At 66.6% G+C, this 17,710-nt stretch carries 17 protein-coding genes; 2 read left to right on the forward strand and 15 right to left on the reverse strand.

Annotated elements, in window-relative coordinates; genetic code table 11:
* Nucleotides 1-8: 8 nt before the first annotated feature.
* Together A2G96_RS13850 and A2G96_RS13855 are read right to left on the reverse strand one after the other, a co-directional pair.
* On the reverse strand, nucleotides 9-356 hold the full coding sequence (locus A2G96_RS13850) for an RnfH family protein (protein WP_062800098.1): 348 nt from the start codon (nucleotides 354-356) through the stop codon (nucleotides 9-11).
* Entirely contained in the window at nucleotides 343-780 is a 438-nt protein-coding gene (locus A2G96_RS13855) for a type II toxin-antitoxin system RatA family toxin (protein ID WP_062800100.1), read from the reverse strand. The genes A2G96_RS13850 and A2G96_RS13855 overlap by 14 nt, the downstream gene beginning before the upstream one ends.
* Before the next feature lie 179 nt (nucleotides 781-959).
* Between A2G96_RS13855 and smpB the strand changes: the two genes are divergently transcribed.
* On the forward strand, nucleotides 960-1,412 hold the full coding sequence (gene smpB, locus A2G96_RS13860) for an SsrA-binding protein SmpB (protein ID WP_062800102.1): 453 nt from the start codon (nucleotides 960-962) through the stop codon (nucleotides 1,410-1,412).
* 50 nt (nucleotides 1,413-1,462) lie between these two features.
* On the opposite strand, the gene A2G96_RS13865 is transcribed toward smpB, so the two are convergent.
* From A2G96_RS13865 to ppsA, 3 genes are all read right to left on the reverse strand, one after another.
* Nucleotides 1,463-2,395, reverse strand: a complete 933-nt coding sequence (locus A2G96_RS13865) for an SPFH domain-containing protein (protein WP_018005678.1) — start codon at nucleotides 2,393-2,395, stop codon at nucleotides 1,463-1,465.
* A gap of 107 nt (nucleotides 2,396-2,502) precedes the next feature.
* The gene (locus A2G96_RS13870; protein WP_062800105.1) at nucleotides 2,503-2,937 is read right to left on the reverse strand and encodes an NfeD family protein; all 435 of its coding nucleotides are present in this window, start codon (nucleotides 2,935-2,937) and stop codon (nucleotides 2,503-2,505) included.
* Between the two features lie 153 nt (nucleotides 2,938-3,090).
* Complete coding sequence (gene ppsA, locus A2G96_RS13875; protein WP_062800107.1) at nucleotides 3,091-5,475, reverse strand: phosphoenolpyruvate synthase; 2,385 nt, start codon at nucleotides 5,473-5,475, stop codon at nucleotides 3,091-3,093.
* 418 nt (nucleotides 5,476-5,893) lie between these two features.
* Between ppsA and ppsR the strand changes: the two genes are divergently transcribed.
* The gene (gene ppsR, locus A2G96_RS13880; protein ID WP_172583147.1) at nucleotides 5,894-6,697 is read left to right on the forward strand and encodes a posphoenolpyruvate synthetase regulatory kinase/phosphorylase PpsR; all 804 of its coding nucleotides are present in this window, start codon (nucleotides 5,894-5,896) and stop codon (nucleotides 6,695-6,697) included.
* Between the two features lie 37 nt (nucleotides 6,698-6,734).
* Here ppsR and A2G96_RS13885 read toward each other — a convergent pair whose 3' ends face one another.
* The 10 genes from A2G96_RS13885 to ispC all read right to left on the reverse strand — a co-directional run bounded on the left by A2G96_RS13885 (nucleotide 6,735) and on the right by ispC (nucleotide 17,704).
* Entirely contained in the window at nucleotides 6,735-7,517 is a 783-nt protein-coding gene (locus A2G96_RS13885) for a TrmH family RNA methyltransferase (protein WP_062800110.1), read from the reverse strand.
* A complete protein-coding gene (gene rnhB / locus A2G96_RS13890; protein ID WP_062800112.1) occupies nucleotides 7,514-8,293 on the reverse strand; it encodes a ribonuclease HII in 780 nt (259 codons plus the stop codon). Before rnhB ends, A2G96_RS13885 begins: the two co-directional genes overlap by 4 nt.
* On the reverse strand, nucleotides 8,293-9,435 hold the full coding sequence (gene lpxB / locus A2G96_RS13895) for a lipid-A-disaccharide synthase (protein ID WP_410170637.1): 1,143 nt from the start codon (nucleotides 9,433-9,435) through the stop codon (nucleotides 8,293-8,295). The genes rnhB and lpxB overlap by 1 nt, the downstream gene beginning before the upstream one ends.
* 87 nt (nucleotides 9,436-9,522) lie before the next feature.
* Entirely contained in the window at nucleotides 9,523-10,326 is an 804-nt protein-coding gene (gene lpxA, locus A2G96_RS13900) for an acyl-ACP--UDP-N-acetylglucosamine O-acyltransferase (protein ID WP_062800116.1), read from the reverse strand.
* 79 nt (nucleotides 10,327-10,405) lie between these two features.
* Entirely contained in the window at nucleotides 10,406-10,855 is a 450-nt protein-coding gene (gene fabZ, locus A2G96_RS13905; RefSeq protein WP_010809590.1) for a 3-hydroxyacyl-ACP dehydratase FabZ, read from the reverse strand.
* A 12-nt stretch (nucleotides 10,856-10,867) separates the two neighbouring features.
* Nucleotides 10,868-11,959, reverse strand: coding sequence for a UDP-3-O-(3-hydroxymyristoyl)glucosamine N-acyltransferase (gene lpxD, locus A2G96_RS13910; protein WP_062800118.1), 1,092 nt, complete (start codon nucleotides 11,957-11,959; stop codon nucleotides 10,868-10,870).
* 61 nt (nucleotides 11,960-12,020) lie between these two features.
* A complete protein-coding gene (locus A2G96_RS13915; protein WP_062800121.1) occupies nucleotides 12,021-12,548 on the reverse strand; it encodes an OmpH/Skp family outer membrane protein in 528 nt (175 codons plus the stop codon).
* A 22-nt stretch (nucleotides 12,549-12,570) separates the two neighbouring features.
* Complete coding sequence (gene bamA / locus A2G96_RS13920; protein ID WP_174549302.1) at nucleotides 12,571-14,904, reverse strand: outer membrane protein assembly factor BamA; 2,334 nt, start codon at nucleotides 14,902-14,904, stop codon at nucleotides 12,571-12,573.
* A 100-nt stretch (nucleotides 14,905-15,004) separates the two neighbouring features.
* Entirely contained in the window at nucleotides 15,005-16,408 is a 1,404-nt protein-coding gene (rseP, locus tag A2G96_RS13925; RefSeq protein WP_062800125.1) for an RIP metalloprotease RseP, read from the reverse strand.
* 114 nt (nucleotides 16,409-16,522) lie between these two features.
* On the reverse strand, nucleotides 16,523-17,704 hold the full coding sequence (ispC, locus tag A2G96_RS13930; RefSeq protein WP_062800128.1) for a 1-deoxy-D-xylulose-5-phosphate reductoisomerase: 1,182 nt from the start codon (nucleotides 17,702-17,704) through the stop codon (nucleotides 16,523-16,525).
* Nucleotides 17,705-17,710 lie beyond the last annotated feature (6 nt).

A 17,710-nucleotide genomic window follows, 5' to 3' on the forward strand; every position in this document is an offset into this window, starting at 1 on the left:
TGCGCAGTTCAGCTGTTGCCGCGCAACCATTTCTGGCCCTCGCGCGTGCCGCTGGCGCGCTGCTTCTGGACCCGCTTGCGGCGCGCCTGCTTCGGATCCGCCGTCAGCGGCCGGTACACCTCGATGCGATCGCCGTCGCGCACCACCGTCTCCGGGGTCTTGAGCTTGCCGAAGATGCCCACGCGCATGGTTGCCGGATCGACCTCCGGGCAAGCCTGCTGCAGGCCCGAGCCGACGATCGCGGCGGCAATCGTGGTGCCCGCCGGCACGTCGATGTCCCTCAGGAACACGGCATCCGGACGCGCGTAGCAGACCGCGACATGCACCGTGCCGGCGCTGCGTTCAGCTGGTGCCATACACCACCTCGGCGCGCTTGACGAAGGCATCGACAAAGGTATTGGCGATCATGCTGAAGACAGGCCCAATCAGCTTCTCCAGCAGCAGGCTGGAAAACTCGTAGTGCAGGTGGAACTCGATCTTGCAGGCGTCTTCGCGCAGCGGCGTAAAGCGCCATGACCCGTTGAAGGTCTTGAACGGCCCGTCGGCAAAGGTCATGTCGATACGCGTCGGGCGTTCCTGGGTATTGCGCGTATGGAAGAACTGCTGGATGCCCTTGAAGTGGATATGGATCTTGGCGTCGAGCGTGGTCTCGGTCTGCTCGAACACCTCCACGCCGCCGCACCATGGCAGGAACTTGGGATAGTCCTCCACGCGGGTGACCAGGTCATACATCTGCGCGGCGGAGTAACCGAGCAGGACGGATTTATGGACGTCTGCCATGTAAGGGGAAATCTGGCTTGCGGCCCTGCCGCGCGCACGGCGCGGCAGGCATGCGCCTGTGCCGGGGGCTGGTTTGCTAGAATCCCGATTTTAGCCGACCCGCGCGCCCCGCGGCATCCCGCCATGCGGCGCTGCAGCGAACCGGCCAGAATCCACCTACCGCACCCTACCCCGCACGCATGACCATTGCAGATAACAAGAAGGCCTTCTTCGACTATTTCATCGAGGAACGATACGAGGCCGGGATCGTGCTGGAAGGCTGGGAGGTCAAGGCGATCCGCGCCGGGCGGGTGCAGATCAAGGAAGGCTACGTGGTCGTGCGCGACGCCGAGATGTTCCTGATCGGCGCCCATATCAGCCCGCTGCAGAGCGCCTCCACCCACGTCAAGCCCGATCCGGTGCGCACGCGCAAGCTGCTGCTCAAGGCCGACGAAATCAAGAAGCTGATCGGCAAGGTCGAGCAGCGCGGCTACACGCTGGTGCCGCTGAACCTGCATTACACGCGCGGCCGCGTCAAATGCGAGATCGGCCTGGCCAAGGGCAAGAAGCAGTTCGACAAGCGCGAGACCGAAAAGCAGCGCGACTGGCAGCGCGAGAAGGCACGCATCATGAAGGGCGACAACAAGGACTGAACCGCCGCGCCGCGCGCCCTTCGTTCAGCCGCCCTTCATTCAGCCCTACTTCAAGCGGCCTTCTGCTGGCCCTTCACGATCTGCAGCGCCGTGGCGATCATGCTGCTCATGTCGCCCATATTGCCCGGCACGATCAGCGTATTGCCCTGCTTGGCCAGGTTGCCGAACGCGGCCACGTATTCCTCGGCCACCTTCAGGTTGACCGCGTCCATGCCGCCTTCGGTGCGGATTGCATTGCCGATCTTCTGGATTGCCTGCGCATTGGCCTCGGCCACCGCCAGGATCGCGCTGGCCTCGCCCTGCGCCTTGTTGATCGCCGCCTGGCGCTCGCCCTCCGACTTCTGGATCGCCGCCTCGCGCGCGCCGGTGGCGAGGTTGATCTGCTCCTGGCGCTTGCCTTCGGAGGCGGCGATCAGCGCGCGCTTCTCGCGCTCGGCGGTGATCTGCGCCTGCATCGCATGCAGGATCTCCTTGGGCGGAGTCAGGTCCTTGATCTCGTAGCGCAGCACCTTCACGCCCCAGTTGGAGGCGGCCTCGTCCAGCGCGTTGACCACGCTGTGGTTGATGAACTCGCGTTCCTCGAAGGTCTTGTCCAGTTCCAGCTTGCCGATCACCGAGCGCAGCGTGGTCTGCGACAGCTGCGTGATCGCGACCACAAAATTGCTCGAGCCGTAGGACGCCTTCATCGGGTCGGTGACCTGGAAGTACAGCACGCCGTCGACCTGCAGCTGCGTGTTGTCCTTGGTGATGCAGACCTGGCTGGGCACGTCCAGCGGGATTTCCTTGAGCACGTGCTTGTAGGCGACGCGGTCGACGAACGGCACCACGATCGACAGCCCCGGCGTCAGGGTCGCGTGATAGCGGCCCAGGCGCTCCAGCACCCAGGCGTGCTGCTGCGGCACGATCTTGATGCCCTTGGCAATCAGCACAATAACGGCGATAAGGATGATCAGCGGCAGCAAACCGAGCTGAAAAGCAAGCATGTAACGACCCTCCAGGCAGAACACATCGGTACGGCGCCGCCGGTAGGCGGCAGGCGGAACACACCGCGGCCGCGGCCGCGATGCTCAAAGATTCGGAAGACCGGGCTTCAGCGCGGCGACACCACCAGCGTGCTGCCACGCACCGCGACGATGCGGTAGCGCCCCGGCGCCAGCGCGCGATCGGGGGGACAATCGGGCGACAGCTCGACGGTCCAGTCGGCGCCGCGGTACGGCACGCGCGCGCGCCGGTTGGCGTCCCACGCCGGCACGTCGAGCTCCTGGCCGATATCGAGGTTGACGTTGGGATCGGCCGCGGCATTGCCGCGCCGCAGCTTGCCGAAGCGGGTGCGGCGCAGCCCGGCGATCAGCACCGCCGCGACCAGCGCCCCGGTCAGGGTCTGCGCCGCGGGCGAGGCGCCCAGCAAGGCCGCCACCCCGGCGGCGGCCAAGCCCACCGCCACCATCAGCAGATAGAAGGTGCCGGTGTTCAGCTCGACGATCACCAGCAGCACCGCCGCCACGAACCAGATGTAGTACGCCATCCAAGCTCCCGTTCGACCACGGATTTCCCGAAAAAGTAAAAAACCCCGCAGCGCCATACAGCGTCTGCGGGGCTTTGCAACACCTGACGCAGGGCCGGTGCCTACGCCGGCTGCCCGAGGGCGCCGGCAATCGTTATTGTGACGTCAAATGCCTCAGGAAGCCAGCTTTTGCCAGGTCTCGACCACCGAGTCCGGGTTCAGCGAGATCGACTTGATGCCTTCCTTGGCCAGCCAGGCGGCAAAGTCCGGATGGTCCGAAGGACCCTGGCCGCAGATGCCGACGTACTTGTCCAGGCGGATGCACGCCGAGATCGCGCGCGACAGCATGAAGCACACCGCCGGGTCGCGCTCGTCGAAGTCCTTGGCCAGCAGCTCCATGCCCGAGTCGCGGTCCAGGCCCAGCGTCAGCTGGGTCAGGTCGTTCGAGCCGATCGAGAAGCCGTCGAAGAATTGCAGGAACTCTTCGGCCAGGATGGCGTTGGACGGCACTTCGCACATCATGATGATGCGCAGGCCGTTCTCGCCGCGCTTCAGGCCATGCCTGGCCAGCAGCTCGATCACCTTCTCGGCCTGGCCCAGCGTGCGCACGAACGGCACCATGATCTCGACGTTGGTCAGGCCCATTTCGTCGCGCACGCGCTTCATGGCCTTGCATTCCATCTCGAAGGCTTCGGCGAAGTCTTCGGCGATGTAGCGCGAGGCGCCGCGGAAGCCCAGCATCGGGTTTTCTTCATCCGGCTCGTAGCGCGAGCCGCCGATCAGCTTCTTGTACTCGTTGGACTTGAAGTCCGACAGGCGCACGATCACGGGCTTCGGGTAGAAGGCCGCGCCGATGGTGGCGATGCCCTCGGCCAGCTTGTCGACATAGAACGCGCGCGGGCTGGCATGGCCGCGGGCCACGCTTTCGACGGCCTTCTTCAGGTCGGCGTCGACTTGCGGGTAGTCGAGGATGGCCTTCGGGTGGACGCCGATATTGTTGTTGATGATGAATTCCAGGCGGGCCAGGCCGACGCCGTTGTTCGGGATCTGCGCGAAGTCGAACGCCAGCTGCGGGTTGCCGACATTCATCATCAGCTTGACGTCGATTTCCGGCATCTCGCCGCGCTGGACCTCGGTCACTTCGGTTTCCAGCAGGCCGTCGTAGATGCGGCCTTCGTCGCCCTCGGCGCACGACACCGTCACCAGCGTGCCGTCCTTGAGCACGTCGGTGGCATCGCCGCAGCCGACCACCGCCGGCACGCCCAGTTCACGCGCGATGATGGCGGCGTGGCAGGTACGGCCGCCACGGTTGGTGACGATGGCCGAGGCACGCTTCATCACCGGTTCCCAGTTGGGGTCGGTCATGTCGGCCACCAGCACGTCGCCGGGCTGCACGCGTTCCATCTCGGACGGATCGTTGATCACGCGCACCGGGCCGGTGCCGATCTTCTGGCCGATGGCGCGGCCGCTGGTCAGCACCGGGGCCGTGCCCTTGAGCTTGAAGCGCTGCTCGGCCTTGCCGGCCGACTGGCTCTTCACGGTTTCCGGGCGAGCCTGCAGGATGTAGATCTTGCCGTCCTTGCCGTCCTTGCCCCACTCGATGTCCATCGGGCGGCCATAGTGCTTCTCGATGATCATCGCGTAGCGCGCCAGCTCGCTCACGTCCTCGTCGGTGATCGAGTAGCGGTTGCGCAGTTCGGCGGGCACGTCGACGGTCTTCACGCGGCCGGCTTCGCCCGGCTTGGTGAACTCCATCTTGATCAGCTTGGAGCCGATCGAGCGGCGGATGATCGGGTATTTGCCGGCCTGCAGCGTCGGCTTGAAGACGTAGAACTCGTCCGGGTTGACCGCGCCCTGCACCACGGTTTCGCCCAGGCCGTAGCTGGAGGTGATGAAGACCACGTCGGGGAAGCCCGATTCGGTGTCGATGGTGAACATCACGCCGGAAGCGGCCAGGTCCGAGCGCACCATGCGCTGGATGCCGGCGGACAACGCCACCACGTCATGGGCAAAGCCCTTGTGCACGCGGTAGGAGATGGCGCGGTCGTTGTACAGCGAGGCAAACACGTGCTTGATCTTGTCGAGCACGTCGTCGATGCCGCTGACGTTCAGGTAGGACTCCTGCTGGCCGGCGAACGAGGCGTCGGGCAGGTCTTCGGCGGTGGCCGACGAACGCACCGCGAACGAGGCCTCGGCACCTTCGCCCTCGGCCACGCGGGCATAGAACTCGCGGATTTCCTGTTCCAGGCGCGGCTGGAACGGCGCGGTCGCGACCCAGTCGCGGATCTCGGCGCCGGCCTCGGCCAGCGCCTTGACGTCGTCGACGTTCAGGGTCTTCAGGCGCTGCGAGATGCGCTCGGTCAGGTTGTTGTGGGCAAGGAAGTCGCGGAAGGCGAGCGCGGTGGTGGCAAAGCCGCCCGGAACCCGGACGCCGGCTTCCGCCAGCTGGGAGATCATCTCGCCCAGCGACGAATTCTTGCCGCCGACGATTTCCACGTCAGCCATGCGCAACTGCTCGAACGGCAGCACATAGGCGCCGTTATCTGCCTGGTTAGTCATGAGAGCCTCAAAACAAAGTAGAAAACTGGTTGCGCATGCCCGGCATGTTGTGGATGTTCTGTTCCCGGGCGGATCGCTTGGCTAAGCAACCCCGAACTGGCGCTGCGGACCTGGCGCTACGGCTCTCATCGCGTAGCGCGCATTGTCGACAATTCCGGGCGCGGTTTGTAGCGCGGTTTGTGGCGCGGACATGTTACGGAGCCGGCCACCCTATGGAATTGCTTAGCGAAAAGATCGCCGCTATTCTACCGTGCTGCGCCGCACTTTTCTGCGGAAGATTCAATCTATTTATTCCACCCTCCCCATGTCCCAGCCAGAAGCGCCCGGAACGGCGACACCCGGGTCCCAGCCTGGAACGCAACCCGAAACCCCTGCGGCGCCGGCGTCCCAGGCGGCCGAGCGCCCCGCGGTGCGCACCGTGTTTATCGTCTCGGATGGCACCGGCATCACCGCCGAGACCTTCAGCCACTCCATCCTGGCCCAGTTCGAGATGCGCTTCCGCAAGGTGCGCATGCCCTTCGTCGACACCCCGGAAAAGGCACATATTGCCGTCGGCAAGATCAACGAGGCGTTCCACAACGAAGGCGTGCCACCGATCGTCTTCACCACGCTGGTCAACCAGGAAGCGAACAAGGCACTGCGCCGCGCCAAGGCGATGATCCTGGACATGTTCCAGACCTTTATCGAGCCGCTCGAAAAGGAACTGGGCCTGAAGTCCACCCACGCCATCGGCCGCTTCCACCAGAATGCGGACACCGAGGCCTACAAGAACCGGATCGAGGCAATCAACTTCTCGCTGGCGCATGATGACGGCCAGTCACACAAGAACCTGGAAGAAGCCGATGTGATCCTGGTGGGCGTGTCGCGCAGCGGCAAGACCCCGACCAGCCTCTACCTGGCAATGCAGTACGGGCTCAAGGCGGCCAACTATCCGTTGATTCCCGACGACTTCGAGCGCGGCAAGCTGCCGTCGGCGCTGTATGCATTCAAGCCGAAGATCTTCGGCCTGTCGATCGACCCGCAGCGCCTGACCGAGATCCGCAACGAGCGCCGCCCCGGCAGCAAATACGCCGCGCTGGAAAACTGCCGCTACGAGGTCAACGAAGCCGAGGCGATGATGCGCCGCGAAGGCATCAAGTGGCTGTCGTCGACGCACAAGTCGATCGAGGAGATCGCAACCACGATCCTGCAGGAGATCAAGGTCGATCGCGACAACTACTGAAGCAGGAAAAAGAAAGCGGCCGCCCGGGCCGCTTTTCTTATTGGCCGCGCCGCTGGCGCACCGCTTCGAACAGGCAGATCGCCGTCGCCGCGGCGACGTTCAGCGATTCCATCCCGCCCGGTTGCGGAATGCCGACCTTGCGCGTCACATGCGCCATCCATCCCTCGCTGACCCCTGCCCCTTCGTTGCCCACCACCCACGCCACCGGTCCGCGCAGGTCGGTATCGAACACCGCGGCCTCGGCATGCGACGAGGTCGCCAGCAGCGGGATCGCCAGCCGCGGCGCCAGGGACTCGAGCGTGCAATGCTCGACGATATTCAGGTGGAAGTTCGCGCCCATGCCGGCGCGCAGGGTCTTGACCGACCACGCGAAGGCGCAGCCGGTGGCGAGGAAGGCGTCGCGGATGCCCGCCGCGGCCGCGCTGCGCAGGATCGAGCCAACATTGCCCGCGTCCTGCACCCCGTCCAGGATGATGCAGTCCTGCTCGATGCGCGCCGGCAGGTGGCCCGCCGGGGTCTCGATCACCAGCATCAGGTCGATGCCGTTGACCACGCCGCTGATCTGCGTGAACAGCGCGTCGGCCAGCACCACCACGCGCTCGCTGTCCACCTGGGCCAGCAGCGGCGCCACTTCGGCGTGGTCGTAGTGGCGCTCCGACACCAGGCAGGTCACGGGCTGGCCGCGCGCGGCCACGTAGGCCTGCGCCAGGTGCACGCCGTCGAGCAGCGACTGGCCGGCCTTGCGGCGCTGGTGCGTGGATCCGGCAAGCGCCTTCAGGTGCTTGAACAGCGCGTTGTCGCGCGAGGTGACGTGCTTCACGATGCTTCGGGTGGCAGGAAGGTGCCGGGCTGGGTGGCGGCCTGGGTCGCGGCACCGGCAAAGGCGTCGGCATCGGCCTCCATCACGGCAATATCTCCGATGACCGGCACTGCCGTGCCCAGGGCGGTAAACAGCGGCCGTTGCGCCAGCGCCTCGCGCACGGGCGCGAACGAGCGGCGGTGGTGCGGGGTCGCGCCGAATTCGGCCAGCGCCGCCATATGCTGCGGCGTGCCGTAGCCGACGTGCGAATCGAAGCCGTACTGCGGATAGGCCGCGTGCAGTTCCATCAGGGCGCGGTCGCGCGCCACCTTGGCCAGGATCGACGCCGCCGAGATCGCCTTGACCAGCGCATCGCCCTTGACGATGGCTTCGACCGGGTACGCCACCTGCGGGCAGCGGTTGCCGTCGACCTGCACCAGGTCCGGCACCACGCCGCTGGCGGCCAGGCCTTGCACGGCACGCTGCATCGCCAGCATGCTGGCGTGCAGGATGTTGATGGTATCGATTTCCTCGACCGTGGCGAAGGCGATATGCCAGCCCAGCGCGCGTTCGCAGATCTTCTCGTACAGCGCCTCGCGCTTGGCGGCGGTCAGGATCTTGGAGTCGGCCAGGCCGCGGATCGGGCGTTTCGGGTCGAGCACCACCGCGGCGGCATAGACCGGCCCCGCCAGCGGACCGCGGCCCGCCTCGTCGACGCCGCACAGGTACTGGATGGCGCGGGCATCCGGCGCCAGGTCCAGCCCCAGCTGAGGCGTGGCAGCATTGCGGCGTGCCATCAGACGGTCCCCCGGCTGCGCATCAGGTCGACCACGACATCGGCGGCCAGTTGCGCGGTGTTGCACTTGAGGGTCTCGTGCATGCGGGTGAAATGCTCGTACAGGAAGGCGGTATTGCCCTCGTCGTTGAGCTGCAGCAGGGTCTCGCGCGCCAGCGCCTCGGGCGTGGCGTCATCCTGCAGCAGCTCGGGCACGACAAAGCGCCCTGAAAGGATATTAGGCAATCCCACGTATGGCAGATAACCCTGGCGCTTCATGATCTGCGCGGTCAGCCAGGGCACCTTGTACGAGATCACCATCGGCTTCTTGTACAGCGCCGCCTCGAGCGTGGCGGTGCCGCTCGCCAGCAGCACCACGTCGGCGGCTTCCATGGCCTGGTGCGACTTGCCATCGACAATGGTGAGGCACAGTTCCGGATGCTGGTGGTGCAGGTCTTCGACGATGGCGCGCAGCGGCGCGCTCGCCGCCGGCAGCACGAACGCCAGCTTCGGGTCCATGCGCTGCATGCGAGCCATCGCCGCAAAAAAAGTTGCGCCGAGGTTGCGCACCTCGGACTGGCGGCTGCCCGGCAGCACCGCCACCACGCGGTGCCCGGGCGGCAGCTTCAGCGCCGCGCGCGCACCGGCCACGTCGGGCACCATCGGGATCACGTCGGCGAGCGGATGGCCGACGTAGGTAGCCGGGATGCCGGCCCTGGCGTAGATCTCGGGCTCGAACGGGAACAGGCACAGGATGTGGTCGACCGCGCGCGCGATGGTGCGGATGCGTCCGCCGCGCCAGGCCCAGATCGACGGGCTGACGAAATGCACCACCGGGATGCCGGCGCGGCGCAGCGGCACTTCCAGGCCGAAATTGAAGTCCGGGGCATCGACCCCGATAAAGCACAGCGGCGGCTCGGCCAGCAGCCATTCGCGCACCGCGCGCCGCGTGGCAAGGATCTCGCGCAGCGAGCCCAGCACCTCGACATAGCCGTTGACCGACAGCGTTTCCATCGGCCAGCGCGAGGTGAAGCCCTGCGCCATCATGCGCTTGCCGCCGATGCCGGCGTAGTCGACCGACTCGCCGGTCTCGGCCAGGCGGGCCTGCAGCCCGCCCATCATCAGCGAAGCCAGCAGGTCGCCCGAGGCCTCGCCGGCCACCATGGCGATGGTGCCGCGCTTGCCCGCGGCGCTGCCGTTGCCCGCGGGCAGGTCCTTCCGAATCGCGGCGTCAGCCATGTGGGTCCGGTCTCAGCGCACGATGCCGCGCTGGGTGGCGGCAAGGAAGTCGACAAAGGCCTGCAGCGGCGCCGCGGTGCCGGCATCCACCTGCGCCAGCAATGCGGAAATCTCGTTGCGCGCCTCGTCGAAGCTGAGGTCGGACTTGTAGAGCAGCTTGTAGGCCTGGCGCAGCGCGGCGATCTGGCCGGCGTCGAAGCCGCGGCGGCGCAGCCCTTCGACATTGATGCCGTGCGGCGTGGCCTTGTTGCCGCTCTTGTCGCTGGCGGCGATCACGAACGGCGGCACGTCCTGCACCAGCGCCGAGGCGCCGCCCAGCATCGCATGGGCGCCGATGCGCACGAACTGGTGCACGCCGCTCATGCCGCCCAGGATGGCCCAGTCGCCAACCTCGACATGGCCGGCGATCTGCGCATTGCTGGAAAACACGGTGTGGTTGCCGACCATGCAGTCATGGGCGATATGGACGTAGGCCATGATCCAGTTGTCGTTGCCGATGCTGGTCAGGCCGCGGTCCTGCACCGTGCCGGTGTGGATCGTGGTGAATTCGCGGATGGTGTTGCGGTCGCCGATCTCGAGCCGGGTCGGCTCGTTGCGGTACTTCATGTCCTGCGGCACGCCGCCGACCGACGCATAGGGGCCGATGTTGTTGCCCGCGCCGATCGTGGTATGGCCCTCGACCGTCGTATGCGAGCCGATCCGGGTGCCGCTGCCGATCCGCACGTTGGGGCCGACGATCGAGAACGGGCCGACGCTCACGTCGGCGGCCAGCTCTGCCTTCGGGTCGACCAGTGCGGTGGGGTGGATTTGCGTCATGCGAACTGTCCTGTGATGGGTCTGGTGAAGGATGGGCCGATGCGCCGGGCAAAGGTTCCCGTGCGGGCCGCGCGCGGCCTCACTCGGCCTGCTTCACGGTGCACATCAGCTCCGCCTCGCAGGCGACCTTGTCGTCGACCGTGGCGAAGGCCTTGAACTTCCAGATGCCGCGGATATAGCGTTCGACCGTCACGTTCATGTGCAGCTGGTCGCCCGGGTACACCACCTGCTTGAAGCGGGCGCCGTCGATGCCGACGAAGTAGTACAGCGCGCCTTCCTTGCGCTCCATGTCGGCGCCGAAGGTCAGCAGGCCGGCCGACTGCGCCAGCGCTTCCAGAATCATCACGCCCGGCATCACCGGCTGCTCGGGGAAATGGCCCTGGAAGTACGGCTCGTTGATGGTGACGTTCTTCAGGGTCTTGATCCGCTTCTGCGCCTCGAACTCCAGCACGCGGTCGACCAGCAAAAACGGGTACCGGTGCGGCAGCAGCTTGAGGATCTTGCGGATATCGATTTCGGCCGCGCTCATGATGATTTCTCTTTAGTCTTGTGAGGTTTGGGACCCGGCGGCCTGGCCGCGCAGGCGGCGTTCCAGCGCCACCACGCGTTCGCGCAGCTTGCTCAGGCCGCGCACGATGGCTGCGTTGCGCTCCCACTCGCCGTGCGGCAGGAACGGGAACACGCTGGTGAAATGGCCGCCGGGCTTGGTAATGGATTTGGTGATCGAGGTGCCGCCCGACACCGTGGTGCGGTCGGCAATGCTCAGGTGGCCGGCAAAGTTGGCGGCACCGCCGATCACGCAGAAGCGGCCGATGCGCGTGCTGCCCGACACCGCGGCGCAGCCGGCGATGACCGTGTGCGCGCCGACCCGCACGTTGTGCGCGATCTGGACCTGGTTGTCGATCTTGCAGCCGTCCTCGATCACGGTGTCGGCCATGGCGCCGCGGTCGATCGCGGTATTGGCCCCGACCTCGACGTCCTGGCCCAGCACCGCGCGCCCGGTTTGCGGGATCTTCACGTATTCGACGCCGGTGGCGCTGATGTCCGGCGCGAAGCCGAAGCCGTCGGCACCGATCACCACGCCGCTGTGCAGGATGGCGCGGGCGCCGACCACGCAGTGGTGGTAGACCGAGACATTGGCGTAGAGCAGTGAATCGTCGCCGATCTCGACATGTGCGCCGACATAGCCGTTGGCCAGGATGCGCACGCGCTCGCCCAGGCGCGCGCCGGCTTCGATGACCACGTTGGGGCCGATATAGCACGAGGCCGGCACCACCGCGTCGGGCGCCACGGTGGCGCGCGCGTCGATGCCGGTGCGCGCGTCGGTATTGGCGGCGCGGTCGAAACGCTGCGCCACGCGGGCAAAGCATACGTAGGGATTGCGCGCCACCAGCCAGTTGCGGCCGTCGGCCTTGCCTTCGGCGCGCACGCGCTCGAGATCGGCGGCCGAGACGATCACGGCGCCGGCCCTGGCGTCCAGCGCCTGCTGCAGGTAGAGCGGATTGGACAGGAACGAGAGCTCGCCCGGTCCGGCCTGGTCCAGGGGGGCCAGGCCGGTGATCGCCAGGTCGGGGTCACCCACAACCTGCGCGCCGTTCTCGGTGGCGAGCTGACCCAGTGTGGGTGTCTGCATGGCGGTACTTCCTGATGAAAGAACGAAGGAACGAACGAAGGAGCGAAGCAGCGGCGGCGGCTTACTTGCTGCCGGCGTTCAGCACCTTCATCACGTCGTCGGTGATATCGATGCGCGGATTCACGTACACCGCTTCCTGCACGATCAGGTCGTACTTGCGCTGTTCGGCGAGCTGGCGGATCACGCGGTTGGCGCGCTCCAGCACCTGGGCCAGTTCCTCGTTGCGGCGCTGGTTCAGGTCCTCGCGGAACTCGCGCTGCTTGCGCTGGAACTCGCGGTCCAGGTCAGCCACTTCGCGCTGGCGGCGCTGGCGGTCGGAATCGGCCAGCACGGCCGTGTCCTTGTCCAGCTTGTCGGCCATGCCCTTGATCTTCTGGGCCATGTCCTGCAGCTCGCGGTCGCGCTTGGAGAACTCCTGCTCCAGCTTGACCTGGGCCGCCTTGGCCGGCTGCGAATCGCGCAGGATGCGCTCGGAATTGACCGCGGCGATGCGCGCTTCCTGGGCCGAGGCCGGCAGCGCGGCACACAGCGCCGCGGTGGCGAGCGCGGCGGCGCCCAGGGACTTGACCAGTTTGGATGTTGTAGTCATGAAAACAGATCCTTTTTCAGAATCAGAATGCCGTGCCGATCTGGAACTGGAAGCGCTGGACCTTGTCGTTGGGGTCGCGCCTGAGCGGGAAGCCCATGCTGAGCTTCAGCGGCCCGATCGGCGACAGCCACGACATGCCGAAGCCGGTCGAGTACTTCAGGTCGCTGAAGCTCAGCGGCTCGCCTTCCTGATAGACGTTACCGAAGTCGAAGAAGGTGAACAGACGCAGCGTGCGGTCCACGCCCGAGCCCGGCAGCGGGAAGATGAATTCCACGTTGCCGATCATCTTGGAGGCGCCGCCCACCGGGTTGCCGTTCTGGTCCTTCGGACCCAGCGTGCTGGTCTGGTAGCCGCGCACCGAGCCGATACCGCCGGCGTAGAAGTACTTGAACACCGGGAACGGCGTGTTGCCGTAGCCGTGGCCGTAGGCGACCTCGCCGTTCAGTGCCAGCGTGAAGGCCTTCGAGATCGGGTAGAAGTACTGCTGCTGCACGCTGGCGCGGTAGTACTGGGTATCGCCGCCCGGCAGGCCGACTTCCAGGTTGGCCTGGGTGTACGGGCCCTTGGTCGGGACCAGCGCGCTGTCGCGGCGGTCACGCGCCCAGCCGATCGTGAACGGGAAGTTGTTGATGCCGTCGCCGGAGTTCTTGCCGATCTGGTTCAGCCAGTTCTTGTACTGGGTCGGCGTGTTGACCGAGGTGTACACCTGGGTGCGTTCGTAGCCGATGCCGAAGAACACGGTATCGACTTCCGAGAACGGCACGCCGAACTTGAAGCCGCCGCCGGCCGAGACGATCTTGTAGTCCTGGTCGCCGGTGTAGTACAGCGGGCGCGAGGTACGGTAGTAGATATCGGTCGAGCGGCTGATGCCGTCCACCGTGAAGTACGGGTCGTACTGCGTCAGCGCGATGGTGCGGAACGACTTGGCGGTGTTCACGTCCAGGCCCAGGCTGGTACCCGAGCCGAACACGTTGTCCTGGCGCAGGCCGGCCTGCAGCACCAGCTTGTCGGTCGACGAGAAGCCCACGCCCAGGCTGATCTGGCCGGTCGGCTTTTCGGTCACGTTGACGTTCACATCGACCTGGTCGGGCGCGCCGGGCACGTCCTCGGTGGTGATGTTGGTGTCGGTGAAGTAGCCGGTACGGTTGATGCGCGCCTGCGACTGCTGCAGCTTTTCGCTGTCGAACCACGAGCTTTCCATCTGGCGCATCTCGCGCCGCACCACTTCGTCGCGGGTCTTGCTGTTGCCGACGACGTTGACGCGGCGCACGTAGACGCGGCGGCCCGGATCGACCATCAGGGTCAGCGCGACTTCACGCTTTTCCTTGTCGATCTGCGGCTGCGGGTTGATGGTGGTGAACGCGTAGCCATAGGTGCCGAGCAGGTCGGTAATGGCCTTGGTGCTCTGCGTCAGCTTCTCGGACGAGAAAATATCGCCCTTCTTCAGCTGCAGCAGCTTTTCCATTTCCTCCTGCTTGCCCAGCAGCTCGCCGGCCAGGCGCACGTCGGACACCTTGTACTGCTCGCCTTCCTTGATGTTCAGCGTCAGGAAGATGTCTTTCTTGTCGGGCGTGATCGAGACCTGGGTCGATTCGATGGCGAATTCCAGGTAGCCGCGGTTCAGGTAGTACGAGCGCAGCGCTTCCAGGTCGGCGGTCAGCTTCTGCTTCGAGTACAGGTCGTTCTTGGTGTACCACGACAGCCAGTTGGGCGTGGACAGCTGCATCTCGTCGCGCAGCGTGCTTTCCTTGAAGGCCTTGTTGCCGACGATATTGATCTGGCGGATCTTGGCGACCGGGCCTTCGTCGACGTTGAACACCACCGAGACGCGGTTGCGGTCGACCGGCGTGATCGTGGTCTGCACGTCGGCGGCATAGTAGCCGCGCGCGACGTACTGGCGCTTGAGCTCCTGCTCGGCCTTGTCGATCAGCGCCTTGTCGTAGTAGCGGGCCTCGGCCACGCCGACCGCGCGCAGCGAGCGGCGCAGCGTGTCCTTGTCGAATTCCTTGATGCCGACGAACTCGAGCTGCGAGATCGCAGGGCGCTCTTCGACCTGCACCACCAGCACGCCTTCCTCGGCGCGGATCTGCACGTCCTTGAAGAAGCCGGTATTGTAGAGGGCACGGATGGCATCGGCACCCTTGTCATCGGTGAAGGTTTCACCGACGCGCACCGGCAGGTAGCCAAACACGGTACCCGGTTCGACGCGTTGCAGTCCCTCAACGCGGATGTCCCTGACGACGAACGGATCGGCAGCCCAGCCCGCCGGGCTCCAGGCTGCAATAACGGCACTCGCCAGCAAGCCCAGCGAAATGCGCTTATGTCTGATCAATGTTGATCCCCTCTTTGATTCCATCCAGGATTGCGCTCCGATGCCTCATTGGACTGCGCCTGGCAAATGGCGTCCCCGGCGACGGTGTCCGACGACACCACCACCTCCTTGCCGACACACGTTTCTAGCCGTTCGCCAGAAACATTCGGCTGACGTCATTGAACAAAGCGAGCGAAGTCAGGAGCAAGATGCAGGCGATGCCAACCTTCTGCAGCATTGCCTGCCAGTGGTCTGGGACGGGCCGGCCAGTCAAAAATTCCACGCAATAATACAGCAAATGCCCCCCATCCAAAACCGGAATGGGTAACAAATTGAGTACGCCAAGACTAACGCTGACCAGCGCCAGGAAGCTGACAAAGGCCTGTATGCCGAGGTTCGCGGCACGCCCGGCGTAGTCGGCCACGGTCAGCGGCCCGCTCAGGTTCTGCAGCGAAGCCTGCCCCACCAGCATCTTGCCCAGCAGCTTGAGCGACAGCACGCTGGTATCCCAGACCTGCCCCGCCGCGCGCGCCAGCGCCTGGTCCGGCCGGTAGCGCACGGTCTCCATCTGCACCGCCTGGGTCAGCGCCGCGCCCAGCTTGCCAGTGGGCGCCGATGCGCTGGCGCTGCCGTCGGTGGCGCCGTCGCGCGCCGCGGCGGTGTCGAGCGTGACCGGCACGTCCAGGCGCTGGCCGTCGCGCTCGACGCCCAGCGTCACGGCCTGGCCCGGCTGGCTGCGCACCGCCTTGATCAGCGCGCTGGCCTGCGTCAGCGGGCTGCCCTGCCAGGCCACGATGCGGTCGCCCTTGCGCAGCCCGGCGCGTTCGGCGGCCGAATCCGGCAGCACCTCGGTGATCGTCACCGGCCCGCCCTTCAGGTTCAGGCCGATCGTGGCGAGCGGGTCCTGCTCGGGATTGCCGCCGGTATTGGGCAGGCGCGGCAGCGTGACGTCGCGCTCGGCACCGTCGGCGCCGCGCACGCGCAGCACCGCGCGCGCATCGCCGAAGCCTTCGGCGAACACCGCCATGCGCAGGTCGTTCCAGGAGCGGATCGGCTCGGTATGGCCGTTGGCGGTCAGCGACAGCACCCGGTCGCCTTCGCGCACGCCGGCCTGCGCCGCCATGGTGCCGGCCGCGGGCGCCGCCACCACCGGCACGGGCTCGCGCATGCCGCCGGCGAACAGCGCGAAATACAGCACGATCGCCAGCGCGAAGTTGGCCAGCGGGCCGGCCGCGACGATGGCGAAGCGCTTGCCCACCGGCTGGCGATTGAACGCACGCGGCAGGTCGGCCGGGTCGATGGGCGTGTCGCGCGCGGGATCGAGCTCGCGCTCGTCGAGCATCTTGACGTAGCCGCCCAGCGGGATCGCGGCCACGGTCCATTCGGTGCGGTCGCGGCTTTTCGAGATCCAGCGCAGCAGCGGCCGCCCGAAGCCGATGGAAAAACGCAGCACCTTCACGCCGCAGGCGCGCGCGGCCAGGTAGTGGCCCATCTCGTGCACATAGATCAGCACGCACAGGGCAACGATGAAAGCGAGTACGGTTTGCATGGTGCGGGACGTCGGTAAGGTCGCTGGGCCGGGCTGCGCGGCCCCGTACGGTGACTACGGGGACCGGCCGGCGCAGGCGCTATTGTCGCAGATGCGGCAGGCCGCCCCGCCGGATCAGCGGGCCGCGGCCCGCGCGGTGACGCCAGCCTTGGCCGCCTCGCGCGCCAGCGCATCGGCGGCGAGCACGGCCTCGAGCGTATCGGCGGGGCCGCTCGGTGCTTCCTCCAGCACCTGGCGCACGATGCCGGCGATATCGGTAAAGCGCACCTGGCCCGCAAGGAATGCTTCCACCGCCACTTCATTGGCAGCATTGAGCACCGCCGGCGCCACCCCCGCCGCGCGCAGCGCGTCGAAGGCCAGTCCCAGGCACGGGAACCGCACCAGGTCCGGCTTCTCGAAGTGCAGGCCGCCGGCGAGGGTCAGGTCGAGCGGGGTCACGCCCGCGTCGATCCGCTCGGGATAGGCCAGGCCATAGGCGATCGGCGTGCGCATGTCGGGGTTGCCCAGCTGCGCCAGCACCGAGCCGTCGGTATAGGCCACCATCGAATGCACGATGCTCTGCGGGTGGATCAGCACCTCGATGCGCTCGGCCGGGGCGCCGAACAGCCAGTGCGCCTCGATCACCTCGAGGCCCTTGTTCATCATGGTGGCGGAGTCGACCGAGATCTTGCGGCCCATGACCCAGTTGGGATGGGCGCAGGCCTGGTCGGGCGAGATATCGTGCAGCGTGGCCGGGTCGCGCGTGCGGAACGGCCCGCCCGACGCGGTCAGCAGCACCTTGGCCACGCCGCGGCCGTAGCGCGGGTCGTCGGCGGGCAGGCACTGGAAGATGGCGTTGTGCTCGCTGTCGATCGGCAGCAGCGTGGCGCCGTGCTCGCGCACCGCGTCCATGAAGATGCGCCCGGACATCACCAGCGCTTCCTTGTTGGCCAGCAGCACGCGCTTGCCCGCGCGCGCCGCCGCCAGCGTCGGGCGCAGGCCGGCCGCGCCGACGATCGCGGCCATCACCGCATCGGTTTGCGCATCGGCGGCGATGGATTCGAGCGCGGCTTCGCCGTAGCTGACCTCGGTCGGCACGCCGGCGGCGCGCAGCAGCGCTTCGAGTTCGCGCGCCGCCTCGGCCGTCCCGACCACGGCGCGCGCCGGGCGGAACTCGATGCACTGGTCGGCCAGCTTGCGCACCTGCCGATGGGCGCTGAGCGCATGCGCCGCGTAACGGCCGGGATGGCGCCGGATCACGTCGAGCGTGCTTTCGCCGATGGAGCCGGTGGCGCCCAGGATGGTGATGCGATGCATAGCAGA

This window comes from Cupriavidus nantongensis, assembly GCF_001598055.1.
Lineage (GTDB): Bacteria > Pseudomonadota > Gammaproteobacteria > Burkholderiales > Burkholderiaceae > Cupriavidus > Cupriavidus nantongensis.